Genomic DNA, 22,084 nt, shown 5'->3' on the forward strand with positions numbered 1-22,084 from the left:
GTGGCGGCGCGCTCATCCGGTCCGGGCGAGCCGCTTGTCGGCGGGCGCCTCGGCCTCGCCCGGCGTGGCGGACTCGACGGGCCTGAGGTCGCTCGTCGCCGGGCCGTGGATGACGCGGCCGGTGCACGCGAAGCGCGACCCGTGGCAGGGGCAATCCCACGTCCGCTCGGCCGGGTTCCAGGCGACGATGCACCCGAGGTGGGGGCACACGGCCGACCGCTCGTGGACCTGGCCCTGGGGATCGCGGTAGACGGTGAGCTTCGTGAGCCCCCTTCTCAGGATGGCGCCCATCCCCGGGGGCAGCTTCTCCACGTCGTCGAGGTCTCCCCCCGTCAGCCAGTCGGCGTACTGCGCCGCCGTATTCAGGTTCTCCTTGAGGTACTCCGACGCGGACTGCAGGGTGAGGTTGACGCGGCTCGGGTCGTAGAGCTCGGCCCACGCGTTCTCGCGGCCGTGGACGAGATCGTTCAACAGGAGGCCCGCGATGGTTCCGTGGGTCATGCCGTTGCCGCAGTCGCCGGTCACGAGCAGGATGCGGGACTCCTTCTTGAGGCGACCGATGAACGCGAGCCCGTCGGCGGTCTCCATGACCTCCCCGGACCAGCGGTGGACGACCTGGCCCGCCTGGGGAAAGCGCTCCCTCGCCCACGCCTCGAGCCGGGCGTGGCGCTGATCCGCGTCGTCGGCCTGACCGGTCTTGTGGTCCTCGCCGCCGACGATGAGGAGCTCGTCCGGGCCGTCCGCGCCGTCGAGGTTGCTGAGCCTGACGTAGTGGAACGGATCCTCGGTGTCCCAGTAAAGGCCAGGAGGGATGGAGCCCCGCGGCACGCGCAGGGCGATGACGTACGTCCTGTAGCCCGCCTGCTTCATGTGCACCGAGATCCACGGCAAGAACGGGGAGTTCGTGGCGAGCACGACCTCGTTGGCGACGATGTTCACGCCGCGGTCCGTCTTGACGACCACGTGGTCGGGCTCGGCTTGCTCGTCCACGTCGACCACGTGCGCCCTCGTGTAGATCCTGCCCCCGTGGCGCTCGACGGCACGGGCGAGGCCCGCGAGGTAGCGGAGGATGTGGAACTGGGCTTGATCGGGGAACTTCGCCGCGACGCCGGTGTTGAAGTCCTCGATGGGCGCCCGGTCGACCCCGTGCACGCGCTCGAGGCCGGCCTGATGAGCCGCCTCGATCTCGTCCTCGATGGTGCTCGACGGCTGCCCCGGCGCCGCGAACAGGTACCCTGGCACCCGGCGGAAATCGCAGTCGATGCCCTCGTCCTCGACGATCCGCTCGATCGTGTCGATCGCGGTGGTGTGGCTCTCGGCGGCCAGCCGGAGGCGCTCCGGCGAGTGGAGCTTCGCGAGCTCGGTCCAGCGGCGGTCGAGCGCGTTGACGATGTGGGCTGTCGTGAAGCCGCTCTCGCCCCCGCCGATCACGCCGTCATCGAGGACGATGACGCCGCGGCCCTCCTTGGCCAGCATGTACGCGGTCGTGAGCCCGGCGATCCCCGCGCCCACCACGCACACCGTCGTTCTGTGCTCGGCGGCGAGAGGAGGGATGGGCGGGAGCACTGCGTTGGTCCAGGCCGTGTCTTTGTCGTATGCGCGATCGGTCATGGAGCGCCTCCGGTCGGGGCGAGCCGACCGTGCCGGGCGGCTCCCTCCCCCGCGCCCTGCAAGCAGTTTGCCATCGATTTGAGCCGAGAGCGGTGCGCCCTGCGCGCGTTCGGGCCCAGCTGCGTGGCAATTTGCGACAGCGCGCGTGGCGAACGGCGCGGATCGCGCGGAGTCTATCGCTCGCGGGCGCGCCCAGCGCGGGCGCTCGCCGGCCTCGTCCGTTGCATGCTCGCGGCCGAGGCGGCGTGCGCCGGACGGCCGGGCTTCGCTGGCCTGCCGCGCGAACATGCTAGAGAAAGCCCGTGTCGGCGAGAGGCCACGCCCGAGAGGAGCAGCGAGCTGAAGGGCGCGAGCGGATCGCGGGAAGTGCAGAGTGACGCTCCGCTGGCAACAGCGGCGTGGCGCGGGGGCACGGTCCCCCGTGGAGACAGGAGGCCGCCATGAGATTGCAAGGCAAGATCGCGCTCGTCACCGGCAGCAGCCGGGGCATCGGCCGCAGCATCGCCGTTCGCTTCGCCCGCGAGGGCGCCGACGTGGCGCTCACGTACCACAAGAGCAAGGAGGGCGCCGACGAAGCCCTGGCCGAGGTCGAGGCCGCCGGACGGCGAGGTCATCTGTTCTCGGTCGACGTCGCCTCCGTCCAGAGCGTGCAGGGGCTGATCCGGGATGTCGTCGCGCGCTTCGGCCGGCTGGACGTGCTGGTCAACAACGCGGGCCTGGAGAAGCGGGCGCCGTTCTGGGAGGTGACCGAGGAGGACTACGATCGGGTCGTGAACACCAACCTCAAGGCGGTGTTCTTCGGGAGCCAGGCGATGGTCCGGCACCTGCGCGAGGCGGGGCGCCCCGGCAAGATCATCAACATCAGCTCGGTGCACGAGGATCTGCCGTTCCCCAATTTCGCGGCCTACTGCGCCAGCAAGGGCGGCGTCCGCATGCTCACGCGCACGCTCGCGGTGGAGCTGCGCGGCACCGGGATCACCGTGAATGCGATCGCGCCCGGCGCGATCGAGACGGAGATCAACGCCGACCTGCTCAAGGATCGCGACAAGCTTGGCGCGCTGCTCGGGCAGATCCCGCTCGGCCGCCTGGGGAAGCCGGAGGACGTGGCCGCGCTCGCCGTGTTCCTCGCCTCGGCGGACGCCGATTACGTGACCGGATCGACGTACTTCGTCGACGGCGGGCTGACCTGGAATTACGAGGAGCAGTAGGCGACGCACACGGCCTGTGTCGGCCTCTTTCCGGGAGCCCGGCGCGCTCCATCAGCCTGAACGCTGGCAGCCTGAACGCTGAGAAAAGTTTCCGACAGAAGGCAATGCCTCGCCGCAGAACCCGGTGTCGGCGGGCAGCCGCTGCGGCGCGGGACACGTCCTCTTCCCGTGCGCGATCCGCCGCGGCGCCTCGCGTTTTTGCGGCACGCTGCCGGCTCGCTGTGGCACCATGCGCCCATGACGGAGCTCAAGACCTATTCTGGTGGCTGTCACTGCGGGAAGGTTCGCTACGAGGTCAAGGTGGACCTGAGCGCTCCCGTGGGCGTGTGCAACTGCTCGCGCTGTTCGAAGCTGGGCGTGATGCTGGCCTTCGCGCCGGCGGACCAGTTCACGCTCAAGCAAGGTGGAGACGTCCTCACCGATTACCAGTTCAACAAGAAGGTCATTCACCACACGTTCTGCTCGGTCTGCGGCATCGAGTCGTTCGCGCGGGGAGTCGGGCCTGACGGCAAAGAGATGTGCGCCATCAACGTCCGGTGTCTGGACGACGTGGACGTCGATTCGCTCAAGACCATGAAATTCGACGGCAAGAGCGCGTGACCGCGGTCGCGCCGGCCGGGGCCCGCGGCGGATGCGGCCGGCGCGTCCGGGCTCCGCGGGCCCCGGGCGGTGGAGCCGCGGCCGGCCCTCGCCGGACCCGCGCCCGAGCACCTCTCGCGCGCCCCGGCCGATCCGCAGGCGCGAGCCCGGGCAACGCGGGGTAGACTGCGCCCCCGATGTCGATCGAGCAAGCAAGCGCGCTTCTGGCCTCGGCCCGGTCAGCCCTCTTCATCACCGGCGCGGGCGTGTCCGCGGCCTCCGGCATCCCGACCTACCGCGGGATCGGCGGGCTCTACAGCGAGAAGGCGACCGACGAGGGGCTCGCCATCGAGGACGCGCTCTCGGGCTGGATGTTCCAGCGGCGCCCCGAGGTCACGTGGAAGTACATCCACCAGATCGAGCGCGCGTGCCGGGGCGCGCGGTTCAACGCCGCGCACGCGGCGATCGCCCGGCTCGAGCGCCGCATCCCGCGCTGCTGGGTGCTCACCCAGAACGTCGACGGGTTCCACCGGATCGCCGGCTCCACGAACGTGATCGACATCCACGGGGATATCCGCCGCATCCTCTGCACGCGCTGCGCGTACGAGGCGCACGTCGACGACTACGCGCACCTCGCCCCCTGCCCCAGTTGCCCGGAGTGCGCCGCGGTGCTCCGGCCCGATGTCGTCCTCTTCGGGGAGATGCTCCCGCTGGAGAAGGTCGAGATCCTCCGGCGCGAGCTCGCGCAGGGCTTCGATGTGGTCGTCTCGATCGGCACGTCGAGCCTCTTCCCCTACATCACCGGGCCCGTCCTCGAGGCCGCGCGATCGGGGGTGCCGACCGTCGAGATCAACCCGGAGACGACCACGATCTCCACCGCCGTGTCGGTGCGGCTGCCGATGCGCGCGGTCGAGGCGCTGGAGGGGATCCTGTCCCGGATCGAGCCCGGCAGCTGACCGCCCCGCGCCCGGCGCGCGGATCCGAGGCGAGCCCCGGCGGCGCGTCGCGCCCGCTCGGGCGTCCCGCCGGCGCCCGTGGATTCGAGAGCAAGACCCGGAGTGCGGCGATCCGGGCGGGGGTTAAGCTCGCCTCGTGACCCGCAAGATGCGCCGGAAGGAGGCAGACGACATGCCGGGAAAGGCCCATACCCTCGCCGCCGAGGTGGAGAGCGACCCTCGCTGGACAGCCGTGATCGCCCGCGACGCGAGCGCCGACGGCAAGTTCTTCTATTCGGTCAAGACGACGGGCGTGTACTGCCGTCCGTCCTGCGGCGCGCGCCCCGCGAGGCCCGAGAACGTCGGCTTTCATCCGACCGCGGCCGCCGCGGAGCGGGCGGGCTTCCGGCCGTGCCTGCGCTGCAAGCCGGATCAGCCCCCGCTGGCCGAGCGCCAGGCGGCCCAGGTGGCCGCGCTGTGCCGGCTCATCGAGCGCAGCGACGAGGCGCCGAGCCTCGAGGAGCTGGCGCGCCACGCGGGGCTGAGCGTCTTCCACACGCACCGCATCTTCAAGGCCGTGACCGGGGTGACGCCGAAGGCGTACGCGGCGGCGCACCGCGCCCGGCGGGTGAGGGCCGAGCTCGGCAGGAACGGCACCGTGACCGAGGCGATCTACGCGGCCGGGTACGGCTCGGGCGGGCGCTTCTACGAGCAGTCGAACCAGGTGCTGGGCATGACGCCCACGAGGTACCGCGCCGGAGGAGCGCAGATGGAGATCCGGTTTGCGATCGGGGAGTGCTCCCTCGGCGCGATCCTGGTCGCCGCCACCGCGCGCGGCGTGTGCGCCATCCTGCTCGGCGACGATCCGGAGGAGCTCTTGCACGATCTGGAGCGCCGGTTCCCTCGAGCCCACCTGGTCGGCGGCGATGCCGGGTTCGAGCAGCTCGTCGCGCAGGTGGTGGGCCTCGTGGAGAGCCCCCGCGCCCCGGTCGAGCTGCCGCTCGACGTCCGCGGGACGGCGTTCCAGCAGCGCGTCTGGCAGGCGCTGCGGGACATCCCGGCGGGCACGACGGCGAGCTATGCGGAGATCGCCGGCGCCATCGGCGCTCCGAGGGCGGTCCGGGCGGTGGCGCGGGCGTGCGCGGCCAACGCGCTGGCCGTGGCGATCCCGTGCCATCGGGTGGTGCGGAACGACGGCGAGCTGTCGGGCTACCGCTGGGGCGTCGAGCGCAAGCGCGCGCTGCTCGACCGGGAGGCGGGCGCGTGAACGCGCCTCGCAGGGCCGTCCCCCCCGCGCGCGGCGTAGACGACGGCGACGACGACGACGAGCGGGTGGCGTCGGTGGACTGGGCGCGCGTGGCGCAGGACCTGGACGCGCACGGCTGCGCGGTGATCGAGGGCCTGCTCACCCGGGCCGAGTGCGGCGACCTGGCCGCGCTGTACGCGCGCGACGAGCTCTTTCGCAGCCGGGTGGTGATGGCGCGGCACGGGTTCGGGCGCGGGGAGTACAAGTACTTCGCGCGCCCGCTGCCCGCGCTGATCGCCTCGCTGCGGGCCAGCCTCTATCCGCGCCTCGCGCCCATCGCCAACCGCTGGAGCGCGGCGATGGGCCTCGACGTGCGGTATCCGGAGGAGCTCGCGGGCTTCGTCGAGCGCTGCCACGCCGCGAGCCAGGTCCAGCCGACGCCGCTCCTCCTGCAGTATGGCGAGGGTGACTACAACTGCCTGCATCAGGATCTCTACGGCGAGCACGTCTTTCCGCTGCAGGTCGCGATCCTCCTCTCCGAGCCCGAGCGCGATTTCACGGGCGGCGAGCTCGTGATGACGGAGCAGCGCCCGCGGATGCAATCTCGACCGATGGTGGTGCCGCTGCGCCAGGGCGACGCGGCGGTCTTCGCCGTCCGTCATCGCCCCGTGCAGGGCACGCGCGGCGTGTACCGGGTCAACATGCGGCACGGCGTCAGCCGTGTGCGATCGGGGCATCGCCACACGGTAGGTATCATCTTTCACGACGCGGCGTGATGGCGCGCTGGGAGAGCGCGGGCGATGATCTCGCGCCGTCACCTCATCGCCGTGGCCCGCCGGTCACCTCGTTGCTGTAGCCTGCGGCGGCTGATGTCCGGTCGGCTCTCGCTGAGCCGGCGGGACAGGCGGGAGGCATCGAGGAGATATGGGCAAAACCTGGTTGGCGGTGGTGGCTTGCGCGTGCGCCTTGCTCGTCGCGTGCGGCGGCGACGACACGGATGGGAGCGGCGGCGCAGGCGGGAGCGGCGGTGCGGGCGAGGGCGGCGGCGCCGGTGAGGGCGGGGGCGGCGGCGCGGGCGGCGACGCGAGCCTGATCGAGCTGTACCACGCGGCCGTCGCCGACGCCGAGGTCGCCGAGGAGAGCGAGCGCGTGGACACGTTGACGGCGATCGACGACGAGAATGCCAATCTCGTCCGCGACGCCGAGGATCGTGTGCTGATGCTCACCTGGACGTCCTACGCGGGCTATGACGAGCTCGTGGGCGAGGAGACGGAGCTCGGCGTCGAGGTCTGGAGCACGGCGGCGCCCGAGCTCCAGGCGTTCTGCCGCGCGAGCGGCCTCGAAGGAGCGGCGCTCTCGTTGCGGCTCGAGCAGCTGCTCGGCCTGCCGCCGGACAGCGGCAAGGATCGCGTCGTGGCGCTCTGGGTGCCGGCCGAGTCGATGTTCCGCCCGACCCCGGACCTCGAGATCGACGACACGACCGCCGATCTCGACTTCCCGGACGGCACGCCGCAAGAACACGAGGACTGGTTCAACGCCCTGAAGGCGACGTCCTATGGCGAGAAAGGATATCCGTGGACGCGCCTCGGCTACACGTACGACTGGAGCCCAGAGGGCCAGGAGGTCGGCCTGAGCGAGTTCGTGATCCGAAAGGGCACGACCGTCGTCGTGGAGTCGGTCACCCCGCAGGACGAGTACTGCCGTCCAGCGCAGTGACGCGCGCCGCCCCGGGCGCGAGCGCGCCCGGGGCCTCCCGGGGAGGGCCGGCTCAGTCGAGCTCGGAGGGCCCGAGCGGCACCTTGCGATAGACGCGGTCGACGTCGAGGGAGACGCCGACCGACTCGAGCTCGAGCTGCATGCCGGGGCCCAGGATGGCGAGCAGCCACCGGCCGTCCGGCTGCCGCTGGAAGTGCTCGACGCGCACCTCCTTCTGGGAGACGAGCACATACTCCACGATGGAGGGGACGCTCCGGTACTGAGCGAACTTGTCGCCGCGATCGTAGGCCTCCGATGAATCGGAGAGCACCTCGACGATCACGCTCGGATTGATGAGCGTGTCGAGCTCCGTATCCTCGAACACGGGATCGCCGCAGACCACGGAGGCGTCGGGATACACGTAACGCCCCGTGGCCGTGATCTTGACGCGCAGGTCGGAGGTGTGGACCTCGCAGGCGCGATCGAGCAGCGCGTTGCCGAGCTCGCGCTGGATGTTCCCGGCCAGCAGGCTGTCCGCCCGGGTGCAGCCCGACATCGCGAAGATCTCGCCGTTCACGTACTCGTGCTTCTGATCGGAGGCCCGCTCGAACGCGAGGTACTCGGCGGGCGAGAGCCCGGTGCGCCTGGCAGGATGTCCCATCGCGGACAGCGTACGGCATCCGCCCGCCGGAGGCGAGACGCCCGCCCCCTTCCCCCGGAAGGTCCGAAGCGGCCCACCGCCGCCCTCCTCCCCGCGCCGGCACCTCCTCCCGTCGGCTCCCCCTTCCCCCAGGCGGTCGAGCGCGCGCGGTCACCGCCTCCCCGTCACCCCTGCTCCGTCGCCGGCGCCCCCGGCGGCGCGGCCGCCTCGGCCTTCTTCGGCTTCTTCCGCCGGCTCTCCAGCCACGCCCTGCGCTTCTCGACCCACTTGGCGAGGTCCTTCGCCAGCCAGCCGCCCTTCTGCCGCCCGACGATCTCCCGCAGCAGCAGCGCGGCCTGGCCGTGGCCGATGCGCATCGCGAACAGGTCGGTCATCACGATCTTCGCCCACCGCGTCCGGCGCACCGAGTCCATGTGATCCACGAACTGCTCGATCCGGAGCAGCACCTTCGTCCCGACCCCCGTCTTGCCCGTCACCACGAGCGCCGCCGTCTTCTCCTTGTCGAGCGCCTCGAGCCTGCGGATCGCCCCGTCGATCAGGTTCGCGTGCTCCGCCCACCCGGCGCCGCCCTGCTCCTTGGCCGCGCGCACCGCCGCGAGCGCCTCGCGCAGATCGATGAGGCCGAAATCCGAGTACGACAGGAAGAACGTCAGCACCTCGCGCCGCGCCGAGGGGTTGCTCTGCATCCGCTCGATCGCGGTCCGCACCCGGTCCATCGACAGCCACCGGTAAACGAAGTCGAGCCCGGTGCCCTTGATGTTCTGCGACCCCATCAGCCGCGCGTCGAACCCCGGCGGGACCTCGCGCGTGATGAAGTCGATCACCTTGTCCCCCTTGGCGTCGGCGTTCCACAGCACCGCGATGCGCTCGAGGAACAGCTCGCGGAACGCCGCCCGGAACGCCTGGTTGGCCTCGGCGTCGGCGCCCCGCGACAGCGCCGCCTCGACCTCCGCGCGCGCCTTGTCGCGCCGGGCCAGCCGCCGCGACAGCCGCGCCGCGTGGTGGACGATGTCCGGACGGATGTCGTCCTCGCCCGCGGGCGGCGCGTGCGCCTCCAGCGCCTTCTTCACCGCCGCCTCGATCGCCTCGGGCTCCCCCTTCTTCCCCAGGACCTCGGGGCCGCCCACGATCGCCGCCGCCGCCGCCTCGTCGATCGTCGGCAGCGCGCGCAGCATCCGGGTGAGATCCTCCTCGAACGCGCCCGCGCGCGCCGGGACGCCCACCTTCTTCATCTGCTCGTCGAAGCGCTCGAGCGCGCGCTCCTTGCCCCCGTCGCCCGTGATCACCATGTCGCGCAGGCGCGCGTCGAGCCCCTCCGTGATGAACTGCATCATCCCGCCGAGGTTCGAGTTGATCAGCACCACGTGATCGACCCCGATGTCCTCGACGACGATCTGCGCGAACACGCGCGACCGCGCGACCCGATCCGCGCGGTTGTTCACCACCATCACCGTCGCCTTGCCGGGCGTCGCGTCCATGTCGTGCTTGTCGAACGCGAGCCGCGTCCAGTTCGACATGAACCCGGCGCGCTCGTTCGCGCTCATCCCGTTCGAGAACGTCAGCTTCCGCCCCCGGTACTGCACCGTCGGGTACGTCTTCAGCACGCCGAGGTCGAGGATCACGTGATCCGCGATCTCGACCAGCGCGAACTCGCGATCGACCCCGAAGTGATCCGCCAGCGCCAGCACCAGCGCCACGTTGCGCGGGTGCTCCTGGTACGGGAGCCGCTCGAGGAGATCGACCGGCAGCAGATCCGCGTCGATCGGCGGGATCGCGACGAGGTTCGTCCCCTTGCGCTGCGCCTGGTCCTTGATCAGCGGGAGCATCTGCTCCTCGGTCGTGAACGACAGCCCGTCCGTGGGCATGAAGCGCGCGATCACCCGCGCGACGTCCTCGCCCCCCGGGCCCTGGATGTCCTCGTGATCCGGGTACGCGTTCGTCAGCGTCGTGATCTCGTCGCGCATCCACTCCGAGCAGAGCGTGTCCACGAAGAGCGGCTGGAGCGCCATGCACTCCCACAGGAACACCTGCGCGCGGAGGTTCCTCCCGGCCGCGAGGATGTTCCGCTGCTCCCAGATGGTCGCCTTGTCGTAGGGGCGGTAGATGAAGATCTCCTGCGCCGGCAGGTCGCGCATCGCGTGGATGAACATCGCCTCGCAGCCGGTCGTCTTCACGACGACGTCGTACCGGAGCGCGTGGAACAGCGCGGCCTTGAGCCGCTCCGAGCCGCTCTTGCCGCGCGTGCCCCAGCCGCCGATGGTGAGCGGGATGCCCCGGCGCGCGCGCTCGATCTGCGTCATGATCCACGCGGCGCGCAGCACCATGTACGCGAGGACGAGGAACACGATCCACGCGAGCTGCGTGGGGACGTTGCCCGCGGGCGAGACGAGGTACGAGAGGAAGCTGTCGATCCAGACGGGCACCGACGGGCCGACGAGCCAGTCGCGGCCGAGCTGGAGCGCCGACGGCAGCGCGACGGCGAGGTACTTGCTCGGCAGGTGCGGCTCGATCGCGTACGGGCGGCCGTCGACCTCGCCCCCGGTGTCGCCGAGCGCGACCGTGAAGCCGAGCTCGCCGGTCATCAGCGTGAACTTCTTCTGCTCGGCCGGCTCCTGCGCCACGAGCGCGCGCATGCGGGCCTGCGCGTAGCGGTCGTAACGCCACGTCAGCAGGGCGCGGGCGCGCAGCCGGTGCGCGAGCTTGGCCGGCGCGCGCACCGTGACCGTCCCGCGCGCCGTGATGAGGCGGATCTCGCGCTCGGTCAGGCTGGCCGCGGCGAGCAGATCGTCGATGCGGGGGACGAACGGCCCCCAGCCGCCGACGGGCGGGTAGACGTGGCGCTCGCCCGGCACGCGCGTGGGCGTGACCTCCGCCATGCCGACCGGCGGCGCGACGAGCTCGCCCGCGAACAGGCGGCCGCTCGTGTGGATCCACCCCTTGCGCTTGTCCGGCATCGGGGTGCGCATCTCGTGGATGAGCCGCCAGAGCCGGAAGCCGCGCGGCTCGCCGCGCGTGAGCACGTACCGGCCCCGGCCGCGGCGCCGGAGCGTGTAGGTCATGTCGCCGCGCGAGGCGACCAGGAGCGCGCGCTCGACGTCCCGGGGCTCGGCGTCGGCCGGGATCTCAACCGGCGCGCTCTCGCCCTCGAGAAGCTCCGAGGCCGCGGCCACGAGCGCCTGCCGGATGTGCTCGGCGACCGGGCGGCTCTCGACCTCGAGCAGCCGCAGCGCCGCGGCCGCCTCGTCGGACAGATCCGGCGAGAGCGCCGGGCGGCTCGCGAACTCGGCGAGCAGGTCGACGAACGTCGCCGGCGGCAGCGGGGCGTAGGGCCCGGCGCAGAGCGTGCGCACCGCCTCGAGGGCCGCGCGGGACGCGAGCGGCGGGCCGGGCTTGGTGAGGGCGAAGCGCACGGCGCGCTCGGCGTGCGGGACGGCGTCCGCGTGGTCGGTCGCGAAGCGCGAGAGCTCCCGCATGGCGTAGCCGCGGACGCGCGGCGACCCGTCGGCCTCCGCGATCTCGGCGAGCGCCGTGAGGGCCTCGGGGCTGCCGAGCGCGAGGAGCTGGCGCACGAGCTCCTGGCGGACGTGCTCGCTCGGGTCGTCGCGGGCGAGGAGCGCGATGGCGAGCGGGTCCGCGCTCGCGGAGGCCGCGCGCGCGGGCGGCGCGCTCACGGCGGGCTCCGCGCTGAGCCGGGGCGCCGAGTCGGGCGCGGGCGCGTCGGGCAGCTCGGCGCCGCCCGGGCCCTCGAGGGCGCCCCCCGATGAGGCTGCCTCCGGCGCGGCGCTCGGCCTGCTCCCGCGGCCGGCCTGCGCGCCGTTCCAGCGGCGCGGGTCCTGGGCTGCGGCGGGCCGCGCCGCGCTCGCCGCGCGCGCGTCGCCGAGCGGGATCACCGGGGCGGACGGGCGCGCGGCCGCGCCGAGGAGGCGCAGGGCGTTGCGGCGGAGGATGGGGCCGTCCTTGTCCGCCGGGTCGCGCGCGCGGATGCGCTCGGCGAGCAGCGAGAACGCCTCGTCGGGGAAGAGGAGGACGCCGATCTCGAGGGCGGCGATCTGCACCCAGCGGGACGCGCCCACGCCGCGCGACCACGCCAGCACCGAGCGGGCCGCGTCGAGCCCGAGGTGGCCGAGCCGCTCGCGCGCCGGGATGCGGTGCAGGAGGGCGACGGCCGCGAGCATGGCGGCCCGGCGGACGGGCGCGGGGCGGCTCGGCTCGGCGTGCGCGATGGCGAGCCGGAGGACGCCGCCGTCGCGGACGACGTGCAGCGCGTCGGGCGGGTCGAGGTGCTGCGCGAGGTGGGTGAGCGCGTGGTAGGCGACCTCGATCTCGTCGAGGCGGTCGGCGACGGCCGTGGCGAAGCGCTCCTGGGCCGCCTCGAGGTCGAGGTTGCGGGCGAGCGCCGAGAGGTCGCCGGCCTGCTCGACGCGCGCGGCGGCCCAGCCGAGCGGGGAGGCGGCGCCGCTCTTCTTGCGCTCGCGCGCCCAGACGCGGAGCTGCCGCGCGAGGAGCTCGCGCCGCTCGGCCGGGGTGGCGGCCGACTGGTAGGCGACCACGAGCGCGGACTCGGCGCTGCGCAGCCGGTCGACCTCGGCGGCCGCGCCGTCGGCGCACCGGGCGAGCGCGGCGAGCAGCGCGGGCCGCGGGGGCTCCTCGTCGCCCAGGTCGGCCGTGACGCGGGCGACGACCGTGGCGATGGCCCGCGGGCGGCAGCGCACCTCGATCTGGGGGAGGCTGTCCTCGACGACCTCCGCGATCGATCGCGGCGCCGCGGTCCAGGGGTCGGTCGCCTCGCGCAGGCTCACGGCGCCCCCCGGCCGGATCGAGCGCGCGGGGAGCGGCCTTGCGGCCGGAAGCGAGGAGCACCGTACGGCGAGACCATCGGCGGGCGAGCAGGGTACACCGTGGCGCGGAGCTGTCGCGAGCCGCTCTTCACACGGCCTTGGCCCTGCCGGCCTGGACGCTCCGGACCGCCTCGGACGCGCGCCGCGCCTTCAGGGCGCGGCCTCCGCGAACGTATCGCAGTCCTCGACGCGGCCGCCCCGCATGCCGCGCTTGAACCAGGCGACCCGCTGCGCGGACGAGCCGTGCGTCCACGTCTCCGGGTTGACCCTGCCGGTCGCGCTCTTCTGCAGCCGGTCGTCGCCGATCGCGGACGCGGCCTGGAGCGCCTCCTCGGCGTCGCCCTCCTCGAGCAGATCGCGCTTCGCGGTGGAGTGGGCCCACACGCCGGCGAAGCAGTCCGCCTGGAGCTCCATGCGCACGGAGAGGGCGTTCCGGTCGCCTGGACGCGAGGCTTGCAGCTGGCGCACGCGGCGCTCGGTGCCGAGCACGTTCTGCACGTGGTGGCCGATCTCGTGGGCGAGCACGTAGGCCTGGGCGAAGTCGCCCGGCGCGCCGAACCGCGCCTTGAGCTCGCGGTAGAAGCCGAGGTCGATGTACGCGGTCCGATCGGCCGGGCAGTAGAACGGCCCCATGGCCGACTCGCCGACGCCGCAGCCCGACCTCACGGAGTCGGTGAACAACGTCAGCTGCGGCGCCGGATAGGTCTGCCCCATCCGGCTGAACACCTGCTTCCACACGGCCTCGGTGTCATCGAGGACGAAGGAGACGAAGTCGACGAGCCGCTCCTCCTCGGGCGAGCTCGCGCGCTCGCTCTGCGCGCCGGGGAGCGAGACGCCCTGGCCGAGCCCCGAGGAGAGGAGATCTTTCCCGAAGACGAGGGAGAGCACGAGCAGGATCACCGTCCCGCCGACGCCGAGCTTCGCTCCGCCGGAGACGCCGCGGAGATCTCGGAGGTTCGCACTGCGTTTCCCAGGTGTCCAGCGCATGGCGAACGCAGATATAGCGTGGAGCGCGCCTCGGGCGCCACCTTAGCTTTTCGTCAGGACGTTTTGCATTGCTCACTTCGTCGGAGCCGTCGGATTACCGACCTGGACCGGTGCTCGAATCGAGCCGCCAGACGCCCCAAACGAGGATTGGGCCTCGGTGCCTTCTGGCACCCTGAGAGCGAGTCTCCTCGAGCGTCCTCTCCAGCGACCCGCGCCGCCCACGAACGTCGGCAGCGCGCTCTCCGCCCGGAGCCGCGGCGCGCGCCGCCGCCGGCGCTCGCTTGCCGTCCGCGGGGGCCGGTGGGACCATGCGCGCCATCATGACGCGCACAACGCCCCTCGCCTCCCCCCTCGGCATCGCGCTCGCGGCGCTGGCCCTCGCCGCCGGCTGCAACGAGCCCTCCGGCGCGCCCGGCGGGGCCGCCGACAAGCCCGCCCAGGCGGGCGCCTCCGCCCAGCCCGCCGCGCTCAAGCCCGGCGACGCCGCGCCCGACGTGACCTTCAAGCTGCACGACGGCAGGGAGGTGAAGCTCTCGAGCCTGCAAGGCAAGCAGGTGCTCGTCTACTTCTATCCCAAGGACGACACGCCGGGCTGCACCATCCAGGCCAAGGGCCTGCGCGACGGCTGGGCCGATCTCCAGGCCGCCGGGCTGGAGGTCTACGGCGTCTCGACCCAGGACGCGCAGAGCCACCAGGCCTTCGTCGAGAAATACGAGCTCCCGTTCCCGCTCGTCGTCGACGAGGGCGGCGCGGTCTCCAGCGCGTTCCGCGTGCCGCTGCGCAACGAGCTCGCCGCTCGCCAGTCCTTCCTCATCGGCAAGGACGGCAAGATCAAGCAGGTCTGGCTCGATGTGGATCCCAAGGAGCACGCCGCGGCGATCCTCGCCGCAGCGAAGAGCTGAGCGCCGCGGCGCCGCGCTACAGCGGGCTCACGTTCGTCGTGAACGACGCGTTCCGCAGGACGCGCCGCTCGGCGAGCGGCGTCGCGAAGCCGCTCTCCTTGTGGAACGTCGAGCCGGGCCCGCCGCAGCTCGGATCGGCCCCGGCCCACCGCTCCGGGCAATGCACCATGACGTAGTCGCGGTCCGGGTTGCCGACGACGCCTCGCCACCGCGTGTGCCGGATGCAAGCGGCGCCGTCCACGGTCCACTCGGCTTCGAGGCTCATGCCAGAGCCCTCCGTCTCGCGCTGGATGCCGAGCGCATCCCAGACGTCGATCGCCGTCCCGACCCGCGTGTGCGGCGCGCCGTCGCCGCAGTAGTCCGCGCGCACCATGCGGACGCACGCCTTGTGGAAGTACGAGAGATCCCGGCTCTCGCAGCGCTTCCCGTCGCACTCCGCCTTGGCCTGCCAGTCTTTGTAGCCCCACTCGGCGCACTTCGCGATCGCCGCGCCCTGGCAGGCGAACGTGAACTGGCTCCCGTCGTTCGAGAAGGCGCCGGTCACCGGGTCCCAGATCCCCTTCACCGCGATCGCGTCGAGGCCCTCGCCGCAGACGTTCGCCCAGACCGGGCCGCCGGCGTGGTACTTCACCGTGTAATACGTGATCCCGTCGCGCTCGACGACGTTCGTGATGCGGACGACCACGGTCGATCGATCGTCCAGGATCGCGTCGATCTCCGCGCCGATGAAGTCGACCCCGCGGACGGGCTTGCCGTCGCTCTCGCGCGTCCCGATCAGCGTCGCCCCGTCCAGCGAGACCCCGTTGAAGCGCACCCCGTTGAAGCGCACCCCGTTGAAGCGCACCCCGTTGAGCTGGGTGCCGTTCAGGTACGTGCCGTTGAAGGTGAGATCGTTGGACGCCTGCAGCGCGAGCGCGCTCTCCGCCGGCTCCTCGTCGCCCTCGCCGCCCTCGACCTCCGCGACGCAACCGACACCCACGGAGATGAGCCCGACCATCGCCCCTGCCAGGAACCCTCGCTGAAACATGATCGCCTCCGAACGCTGACGCTGAAGCCATGACGCCCTGCGCGCCGACGATCTTCCTCCCGGCTGTCGCGCTCCGCTCCCGCGAGGGGCGCGGCATCGTTCGGCGCTGCCCGGGCGCCGCGGATCCTCGTCACCCTTCACGGAGGTGGAGGAAAGGAAGCGCAGATGCGGAGCCCAATCACCGGATCGAGGAAGGTGCCGTCAACGACGGTCCGGTTGTCACTTCGGACCGATGTTTGATCGTAGAGGTAAGCCCCGCCGCGCAAAAGTACTTTGTCGGCCTCTATCGACGAAATGGCCCACTCCAGGACGTTCCCCGCCATGTCGTCGACCCCGAAGGGACTACGTGAGGCAGGGTGCGAGCCCACCTCATCTGGACCCATCGTGGAGCTCTCCTTGCCATAGGTCTCATCGAAGTTGGCGTCGCCGGGAGAGAGCGTGTCGCCGTGCGGGAAGATCCGGCTGTCGGCGCCCCTCGCCGCGCGCTCCCACTCGTGATCGGTGCACAGCCGGGCCCCGCGGACACGACCCGTCCTGTGGAGCCACGCGGCATACTCGGTCGCCTGCGCGAACGAGATGCCCGTGACCGGGAAACGAAGCCAGTCCTGCTGCGCCCGGACCCCCCGCGTGGGGTAGACGAGCGGCTCGCCGGCGCGCGCCGTGTAGGCCTGCACCGTGGGCTGGATCGTTAGCTGCCATACGCCGCTGGGCAGACGGCGCAGCCCGAGGGCGCCCGTCATGGCGCCGTTGCCCGCCTGGATGATGGATGACGGCTCGCGGGACTCTCTCGGGAGCGTCTGGACGTAGTCGAGCCACTCCTGAAACGTCGTCTCGTGCCGCGCGATGAGGTAGGCGCCCGTGCTGATCTCGTGAAGGGGAACGGTCGAGAGGAACGCCCACCGGTACATGTCGTCCAGGGCGGCACCGAAGAGGAATCGTCCGGGCGGGATGTAGATGAACCCGGGCGGGACGTCTCCCGCGTGCGGCAGCGGGATGGAGAGGCGCCGCGGCTCTCCGCGGCGGACCAGGAACGGATAACGCACGATGGTGCGGTTCCGCGCCTCGCACGTGAGCAGGTATGAGCCCTGCGCGAGCGCGATGCCCGAGACCGGCGTCGACCCGAGGAGCCGCAGGTCGACAAGCTGCCGGCGCCCCTCCGCGTCGGTCTCGTACCGCTCCAGCGTGATGTCGGCGCCGGGGGGGTCGGTCTCGATGGCCACCTCGACGGGCGCGCTCCACCGCTGCCGGCGCACGCCGTCGGGGTCGTACGTGGTCATGCGCTGGAGCAGCTCGTCGCGCAGCGAGGGGTGGCCCCGGCCGTCCGCGGCGAGCGCGCGCTCGTAGAGCACGTCGCCGAGCAGATCGCGCGCGTCGCGGCGGGTGCCGTCGAGCGTGAGCACCGCCTCCAGCTTCTGGCTCGCCTGCAGGTGGAGCCGCTCGGCCTCGGCGGCGCGCCTGCGCGCGCGGTCCCAGAGCGCCTCCCCCTCGTCGCGGCGCCGGCCGTCGAACGCCGCGAGCGCGTCGGCGCGGAGCGCCTCGGCCGCGGCGCCCTCGCGCGCCGCGGCGGCCGAGATGTCCGCGGCCTCCTGGATCTTCCTGTTCGCCCGGACGGCGAGCTGGCGCGCCGCCCTGAGCTCGAGCGCGCCGTAGAGCAGCGCCGCGACGAGCGGGACCCCCACGGCGAGCGCCCACCGGGCCACGCGCTGCGTCAGGACGGCGCGCCGCGACGCCCGGAGGAACGCCGCCTCGCGCGGCGGCAGATCGCCCGGATCGAGCCCCTTCGCCTCCTTCAGCTGGCGCGCGCTGAAGAGCGCGTCGCGGCGCCGGCCGAGCCGCTCCCACTCGGCGGCGGACGCGTCGAGGCGCTGGCGCATGGCCCGCTGCTCGCGCTGCTCCTCGAGCCAGTGGCGCAGCGTCCCCCACCCGTGGATCAACGCCTCGTGGGCGATCTCGTAGACCGTCCCCTGCTCGCCCTCGCGGGCGAACAGGAGGCGGCCCTGCACGAGCGCCTCGAGCGCCGCGCGCGCCGGCTCGTCGCCGCCCGGCCCCGCGAGCTCGACCTCCGCGCGCCGCGCCCGCGTGCCCTGCGGCGTGATGAGCTCGCCGAGCAGCCGCCGCGCCGCCGCGTGGACCGCGGGCGGCATGCGGCCGAGCACGCGATCGGCGTGGCGGGCGAGCGCGCCCTCGACCCCGCCGATCTGCGCGAGATCCGCGCTGCTGAGGGGCGCGTCGGGCGCGGCGCGGGCGTCCCAGAGCTCGGCGAGCGCGAACTGGAGGAGCGGCAGCCCGCCCTCGGCGCGCGCCGTGGACTCGACGAGCGCGTCGACGACCGCGTCCGACTCGAACGCGACCCCCTTGGCCCGCGCCGGCCCGGTGATCGCTTCCCGGAGCTTGTCCGCCGACATCGGGCGGAGCAGGTAGAGCGCGCGCTCGATCTCGTCGCCCAGGCCAGAGATGCCGGCGACGCGCGCGAGGAAGTCGCCGCGCACCGTGGCCAGCAGGCGCAGCGACGGCGAGCGCGCCGCGAAGGCGCTGAGGACGTCGCCGACGAGCGCCGCCTCGGCGGGGCTGCTGAGGGTCGCGAGCTCCTCCAGCTGGTCGATGAACAGCACGAGCCCGCCGCGCTCGCCGAGGCGCGCGCGGAGGTCGCGGACGAGCGAGCCAGGCGCCGCGCGCACGGCCTCGGCGATGCGCTCGGCGGGCGCGCCGAGGACCGGCTCGAGCGCGGCGGCCAGCGCGGCGAGCGGGCGTCGGCCGGGCACCATCATCGCCGCCTGGAAGGCGCGCCCGCCGCCGAGGGCGCCCTCGAGCACGAGCGAGAGCACGCCGGCCCGGCACAGCGAGGACTTGCCCGAGCCCGAGTCGCCGGCCACGACGAGCATGGGCTCGGAGCGCAGCCGGTCGAGGATCGTCCCCGTCTCGGAGCTGCGCCCGTAAAACACCGCGCGGTGCTCGACGTCGAAGACGAGCAGCCCGCGGTACGGGTTGCCCTCCGGCGCGATCGAGGCGTGCCGGCTCCGCGCGAGCAGCTGCTCGAGCGCGTCGCGCAGCTCGTCGCCCGAGGCGAAGCGGGCGGCGGGGTCGATCTCGAGGCACCGCTCGATGACCGCCGCGAGCCGCGCGTCGACGCCCGGCGCGAGCGCGGCGAGGGGCCGGGGCCGCTCGCACTGGACGACGCGCGGGAGATCGAGCATCGGCACGTCGTCGTGCGGCGGGACGCCGGCGCAGAGCTCGAAGAGCAGCGCGCCGAGCGAGTACACGTCGGAGCGGCGCGTCGCCAGCTCGCCGCGCCACAGCTCGGGCGGCAGGTAGTGGGGCGTGCCGCCGTCGACGCCCTTCGTCGCGTCGAGCAGCAGCGCCGCCATCTCGGCCGCCTCGCGGATCCCGCCGTCGAGCGGCTCGTCGCCGTGCGCGAGCGCCGCGTCGTCGCCGTGCGCCCCGGGGGGCGCCGCGACGCCGCGGATCGCGGGCGCCTGCACCGCCGCCGGGTCGAGCAGCTTGGCGAGGCCGAAGTCGAGGAGCTTCGCCTCGCCGTCGAAGGTGAGCACCGCGTTGGCCGGCTTGATGTCGAGGTGCAGCACCCCCCGGCGGTGGGCGGCCGCGAGGCCCCGCGCGAGCCCGGCCCCGAGCTCGAGCACGCGCTGCCAGGGCATCGGCACGGTCACGCGGTCGAGGCTCTGGCCGCGGACGAACTCCGACACGATGTACAGCTGTCCCCGGAGCTCGCCCACGCGGTAGATGGCGACCACGTTCGGGTGCTGGATGCGCGCGGCGGCGCGCGCCTCGGCGAGCAGCCGCGCGCGCACCTCGGCGTCCGCCGTCTCCGCGCGGATGAGCTTCACCGCCACCATGCGGTCGAGCAGCGTGTCGTGCGCGAGGTAGACGTCGCCCATGCCGCCGCTGCCGAGCTTCTGGACGAGCCGGTACTCCTCGAAGCGGCTCGGCGGGCTGAAGCTCGACGGCGCCAAGCTCGGCGGGCTGAAGCTCGACGGCGCCAAGCTCGACGGCGCCAAGCTCGACGGCGCCAAGCTCGACGGCGCCAAGCTCGACGGCGCCAAGCTCGACGGCGGCGCGTCGGCCGCCCGCGGCAGCGTCTCCGCCCCGCCGGGGCGCAGGACGGCCTGCGAGAGGGTCGAAGCGGTTTTCTCTTTCACGAGGGCGCGCCTGGCTCAGCGGTGGCCTGACGAATATACCCGTTGCGGCGGGAGGGACCCCGCGTTGACGCCGCCAGGGACGTCCGAAGCGACGGCGCAGGGCGCCACATCCGGCGTTCGGGGTGTGACGCGCGGTCGCCGCAGCGCGTGATCCGACTCGATGGCTCGACGCTCCGCGGCGGAGATCAGAGCTCGGTCATGTAGAACGTGCCGAGACACATCTCATCGTTCGTGCCCTCACCCCACACGACATCGCCGGGGACCCGCGGCTTGCCGTCGATGATCGGCTGGTTCTCGGGCGTGTTGTCCCAGTGACACTCGAGCGACAGCGTGTCGCCCGGGTGGAGCACCTTGGGCTGGACGAGCGTGTAGCTCCCTTGCCAGTGGAAATCCCAGCGCGGGATGTCGAGCACGCACTCCGAGCTGCCGTCCGCTCGCTCGATCTCGAGGCGCGCGCGCTTGCCGAGCGTATGCATGTGGAGCCCCGCGATGTGCAGCTCGATCGGCGCGCCTCCCGCGAGCGCCCGGGTGGGCTGCGCCCCCCAGCGGTGGACGACGTCGGCCTCGAAGGCGGGGATGGTCATGGCGTCGCCGGTGAGCCAGGCCGGGTTCGTCCACGGCTGCGTGGAGCCCTCCCGCTCGACCGAGCTCTCCAGCATCACGTCGATCGCGGAGCGATCCGGCAGCTTCCCCGCGGTCAGCGTGTTGTAGTGGACCTGCACGACCAGCTTGGAGCCCGGCTCGATCCGGGTGCCCGTCCCCGCCGGGAAGGTGAGGCTCCCGCCGCCGGGCACCCAGCCGCCGAGCCAGCGCGGCCTGATCCCCGGCCCCCCGAAGCAGGGGTAGCCCGGGCCCGGGTCGGCCGCGTCGAGGGCCTCGACGTCGGCGACCATCTCCGGCGCGGCGATGAAGGCGATCACGTGGTGGACGATGCGCTCCTCGCCGGGCCTGACGCCGAACCCGGTGACGTAACGCGCGCTCTCCTCCGGCCAGTCGATCACGAAGCAGCGGTAGTCGTCGGGCCCCGCCTGCGGGGTGTACTCGACCGGCATCTCGAGCGTCCGGTCCACCCGCTCGAGCTCGGGGCTCGACGCCCGATCGAGCGGCGGGCCCTCCTCCGCGGGATCGCCCGGGGCCGCGCCGCCGTCGACCCACGCGGCGATGGTCTGGATCTGCTGCTCGGACAGGGACCGATCGCCCACGTAGTCGGCGCAGGCGCTGTCGGCCGGCCAGGGGGGCATGGTGCGCTCGACGACGGCCCGCTTGATGAGCGGGGCCCAGGGCACCGCCGCGTCGGGCCCCTCGAGCGAGAACGGCGCGACGCCGCCGGCGCTGTGGCACCCCACGCAGCGCGCGTCGAAGATGGGCTTGACGTCGCGGTAGTACGAGACCGCCGCCGCGACGCCGCCGCCCGCCGCCGCCCCGGCCCCGTCGTCGCCGCCGCACCCGGCGATGACGGCGGCCAGCGCCGCGCCCAGCGATGCCGTTAAACCCGTGTAGCCCGCGCACCTCACCATGAAAACACCTGCCTCGCGTCACCGACGCTCGTGGATGCCGCCGTTCCCCAGCTCGCGCCGGAGGAAGAACGCGATGACGTCGGCGAGCTCGTCGCGCGCGGCCACGAGGAGCACGGTGGCGCCCCCCGCGACGATGGAGGAGCCGCGCGGCGCCTCGACGCGGCCGTCGGGGCGGTAGACGCCGGCGAAGACGCACGACGCGGGGAAGCCGGGGCTGCCCGCGATGACGCTCACCGAGCGGCCCGCGACCGCCGCGTCGGCCGGGATGTCGAGCTCGAACGCCACCGACTCGCCGGCGCCGAGCACCATCGCGTGGCGGACGCCGGGGTGCTCGATGGCGGTGGCCATCGCGCCGATGAAGACGTCGATCTCGGAGAGGATCCGCTGGACGCCCGCGCGGACGTAGACGCTCCGGTAGTCGGGGTCGCGCATGCGCACCATCACGCGCCTGGCGCCCGCCGCCTGGGCGAGGAGCGCGACGGCGAGGTTGTCGGCGTCGCGGCGGAGCATGGCCACGACCACGTCGGCGCGCCCCACCTCGGCCTCCTTGAGGAGCCCCGCGTCGGTCGCGTCGCCGACGAGCGAGACGAGGCCGTGGCGCTCGAAGGCGCTGTTGGCGATCGACTCGTCGCGATCGACGATGGTCACCTCGTGGCCCATCGTCGCGAGGTGGACCGCGACGCTCAGGCCCGCGCGCCCGGCGCCCGCGATGAGAACGCGCATC

Annotated in this window: 16 protein-coding genes; 8 read left to right on the forward strand and 8 right to left on the reverse strand. The window is 73.0% G+C overall.

The features are described from left to right. Positions 1-12 precede the first annotated feature (12 nt). Complete coding sequence (locus WMF20_RS41820; protein WP_437607255.1) at positions 13-1,611, reverse strand: FAD-dependent oxidoreductase; 1,599 nt, start codon at positions 1,609-1,611, stop codon at positions 13-15. 440 nt (positions 1,612-2,051) lie between these two features. Here WMF20_RS41820 and WMF20_RS41825 point away from each other — a divergent pair, with 440 nt between their 5' ends. The 6 genes from WMF20_RS41825 (at position 2,052) to WMF20_RS41850 (ending at position 7,295) form a co-directional block, all read left to right on the forward strand. Beyond that, a complete protein-coding gene (locus tag WMF20_RS41825) occupies positions 2,052-2,819 on the forward strand; it encodes an SDR family NAD(P)-dependent oxidoreductase (protein ID WP_129579500.1) in 768 nt (255 codons plus the stop codon). Positions 2,820-3,056: 237 nt separating this feature from the next. Next, on the forward strand, positions 3,057-3,419 hold the full coding sequence (locus WMF20_RS41830; RefSeq protein WP_129579501.1) for a GFA family protein: 363 nt from the start codon (positions 3,057-3,059) through the stop codon (positions 3,417-3,419). A gap of 176 nt (positions 3,420-3,595) precedes the next feature. Then, the gene (locus WMF20_RS41835) at positions 3,596-4,354 is read left to right on the forward strand and encodes an NAD-dependent deacylase (RefSeq protein ID WP_129579502.1); all 759 of its coding nucleotides are present in this window, start codon (positions 3,596-3,598) and stop codon (positions 4,352-4,354) included. 172 nt (positions 4,355-4,526) lie between these two features. Continuing rightward, complete coding sequence (gene ada, locus WMF20_RS41840; RefSeq protein WP_437617215.1) at positions 4,527-5,600, forward strand: bifunctional DNA-binding transcriptional regulator/O6-methylguanine-DNA methyltransferase Ada; 1,074 nt, start codon at positions 4,527-4,529, stop codon at positions 5,598-5,600. Next, positions 5,597-6,355, forward strand: coding sequence for a 2OG-Fe(II) oxygenase (locus WMF20_RS41845; RefSeq protein ID WP_437607256.1), 759 nt, complete (start codon positions 5,597-5,599; stop codon positions 6,353-6,355). The genes ada and WMF20_RS41845 overlap by 4 nt, the downstream gene beginning before the upstream one ends. A 148-nt stretch (positions 6,356-6,503) precedes the next feature. Next, on the forward strand, positions 6,504-7,295 hold the full coding sequence (locus WMF20_RS41850; RefSeq protein ID WP_437607257.1) for a hypothetical protein: 792 nt from the start codon (positions 6,504-6,506) through the stop codon (positions 7,293-7,295). Between the two features lie 52 nt (positions 7,296-7,347). On the opposite strand, the gene WMF20_RS41855 is transcribed toward WMF20_RS41850, so the two are convergent. From WMF20_RS41855 to ypfJ, 3 genes are all read right to left on the reverse strand, one after another. Then, on the reverse strand, positions 7,348-7,935 hold the full coding sequence (locus tag WMF20_RS41855; protein ID WP_437607258.1) for a Uma2 family endonuclease: 588 nt from the start codon (positions 7,933-7,935) through the stop codon (positions 7,348-7,350). Between the two features lie 164 nt (positions 7,936-8,099). Further along, complete coding sequence (locus tag WMF20_RS41860) at positions 8,100-12,734, reverse strand: capsule biosynthesis protein CapB (protein WP_437607259.1); 4,635 nt, start codon at positions 12,732-12,734, stop codon at positions 8,100-8,102. Between the two features lie 189 nt (positions 12,735-12,923). After that, complete coding sequence (ypfJ, locus tag WMF20_RS41865) at positions 12,924-13,760, reverse strand: KPN_02809 family neutral zinc metallopeptidase (protein ID WP_437607260.1); 837 nt, start codon at positions 13,758-13,760, stop codon at positions 12,924-12,926. Between the two features lie 320 nt (positions 13,761-14,080). On the opposite strand from ypfJ, the gene WMF20_RS41870 reads away from it, so the two are divergent. Next, positions 14,081-14,662, forward strand: coding sequence for a peroxiredoxin (locus tag WMF20_RS41870; protein WP_129579506.1), 582 nt, complete (start codon positions 14,081-14,083; stop codon positions 14,660-14,662). 16 nt (positions 14,663-14,678) lie between these two features. On the opposite strand, the gene WMF20_RS41875 is transcribed toward WMF20_RS41870, so the two are convergent. Both WMF20_RS41875 and WMF20_RS41880 read right to left on the reverse strand, forming a co-directional pair. Beyond that, the gene (locus WMF20_RS41875; protein WP_437607261.1) at positions 14,679-15,689 is read right to left on the reverse strand and encodes an ADYC domain-containing protein; all 1,011 of its coding nucleotides are present in this window, start codon (positions 15,687-15,689) and stop codon (positions 14,679-14,681) included. 137 nt (positions 15,690-15,826) lie between these two features. Then, the gene (locus WMF20_RS41880; protein ID WP_437607262.1) at positions 15,827-19,687 is read right to left on the reverse strand and encodes an nSTAND1 domain-containing NTPase; all 3,861 of its coding nucleotides are present in this window, start codon (positions 19,685-19,687) and stop codon (positions 15,827-15,829) included. On the opposite strand from WMF20_RS41880, the gene WMF20_RS41885 reads away from it, so the two are divergent. Then, complete coding sequence (locus WMF20_RS41885; protein WP_437607263.1) at positions 19,581-19,994, forward strand: pentapeptide repeat-containing protein; 414 nt, start codon at positions 19,581-19,583, stop codon at positions 19,992-19,994. The genes WMF20_RS41880 and WMF20_RS41885 overlap by 107 nt on opposite strands. 34 nt (positions 19,995-20,028) lie before the next feature. Here the strand turns inward: WMF20_RS41885 and WMF20_RS41890 are convergent, their stop codons facing one another. Then, positions 20,029-21,189, reverse strand: coding sequence for a monooxygenase (locus WMF20_RS41890; protein WP_437607264.1), 1,161 nt, complete (start codon positions 21,187-21,189; stop codon positions 20,029-20,031). 189 nt (positions 21,190-21,378) lie between these two features. After that, positions 21,379-22,083 carry a potassium channel family protein gene (locus tag WMF20_RS41895; RefSeq protein ID WP_437607265.1) on the reverse strand — a complete coding sequence of 235 codons (705 nt, stop codon included), beginning with the start codon at positions 22,081-22,083 and terminating at the stop codon, positions 21,379-21,381. Position 22,084 lies beyond the last annotated feature (1 nt).

This window comes from Sorangium sp. So ce834 (assembly GCF_051521425.1).
GTDB classification, from domain to species: Bacteria; Myxococcota_A; Polyangia; order Polyangiales; family Polyangiaceae; genus Sorangium; species Sorangium cellulosum_D.

Coding starts and splice junctions, on each gene's coding strand:
- WMF20_RS41820 (WP_437607255.1), bottom strand. CDS start 1,611: ATGACCGATCGCGCATACGACAAAGACACGGCCTGGACCAACGCAGTG.
- WMF20_RS41825 (WP_129579500.1), top strand. CDS start 2,052: ATGAGATTGCAAGGCAAGATCGCGCTCGTCACCGGCAGCAGCCGGGGC.
- WMF20_RS41830 (WP_129579501.1), top strand. CDS start 3,057: ATGACGGAGCTCAAGACCTATTCTGGTGGCTGTCACTGCGGGAAGGTT.
- WMF20_RS41835 (WP_129579502.1), top strand. CDS start 3,596: ATGTCGATCGAGCAAGCAAGCGCGCTTCTGGCCTCGGCCCGGTCAGCC.
- ada (WP_437617215.1), top strand. CDS start 4,527: ATGCCGGGAAAGGCCCATACCCTCGCCGCCGAGGTGGAGAGCGACCCT.
- WMF20_RS41850 (WP_437607257.1), top strand. CDS start 6,504: ATGGGCAAAACCTGGTTGGCGGTGGTGGCTTGCGCGTGCGCCTTGCTC.
- WMF20_RS41855 (WP_437607258.1), bottom strand. CDS start 7,935: ATGGGACATCCTGCCAGGCGCACCGGGCTCTCGCCCGCCGAGTACCTC.
- ypfJ (WP_437607260.1), bottom strand. CDS start 13,760: ATGCGCTGGACACCTGGGAAACGCAGTGCGAACCTCCGAGATCTCCGC.
- WMF20_RS41870 (WP_129579506.1), top strand. CDS start 14,081: ATGACGCGCACAACGCCCCTCGCCTCCCCCCTCGGCATCGCGCTCGCG.
- WMF20_RS41875 (WP_437607261.1), bottom strand. CDS start 15,689: ATGTTTCAGCGAGGGTTCCTGGCAGGGGCGATGGTCGGGCTCATCTCC.
- WMF20_RS41885 (WP_437607263.1), top strand. CDS start 19,581: ATGCCGCCGCTGCCGAGCTTCTGGACGAGCCGGTACTCCTCGAAGCGG.
- WMF20_RS41895 (WP_437607265.1), bottom strand. CDS start 22,083: ATGCGCGTTCTCATCGCGGGCGCCGGGCGCGCGGGCCTGAGCGTCGCG.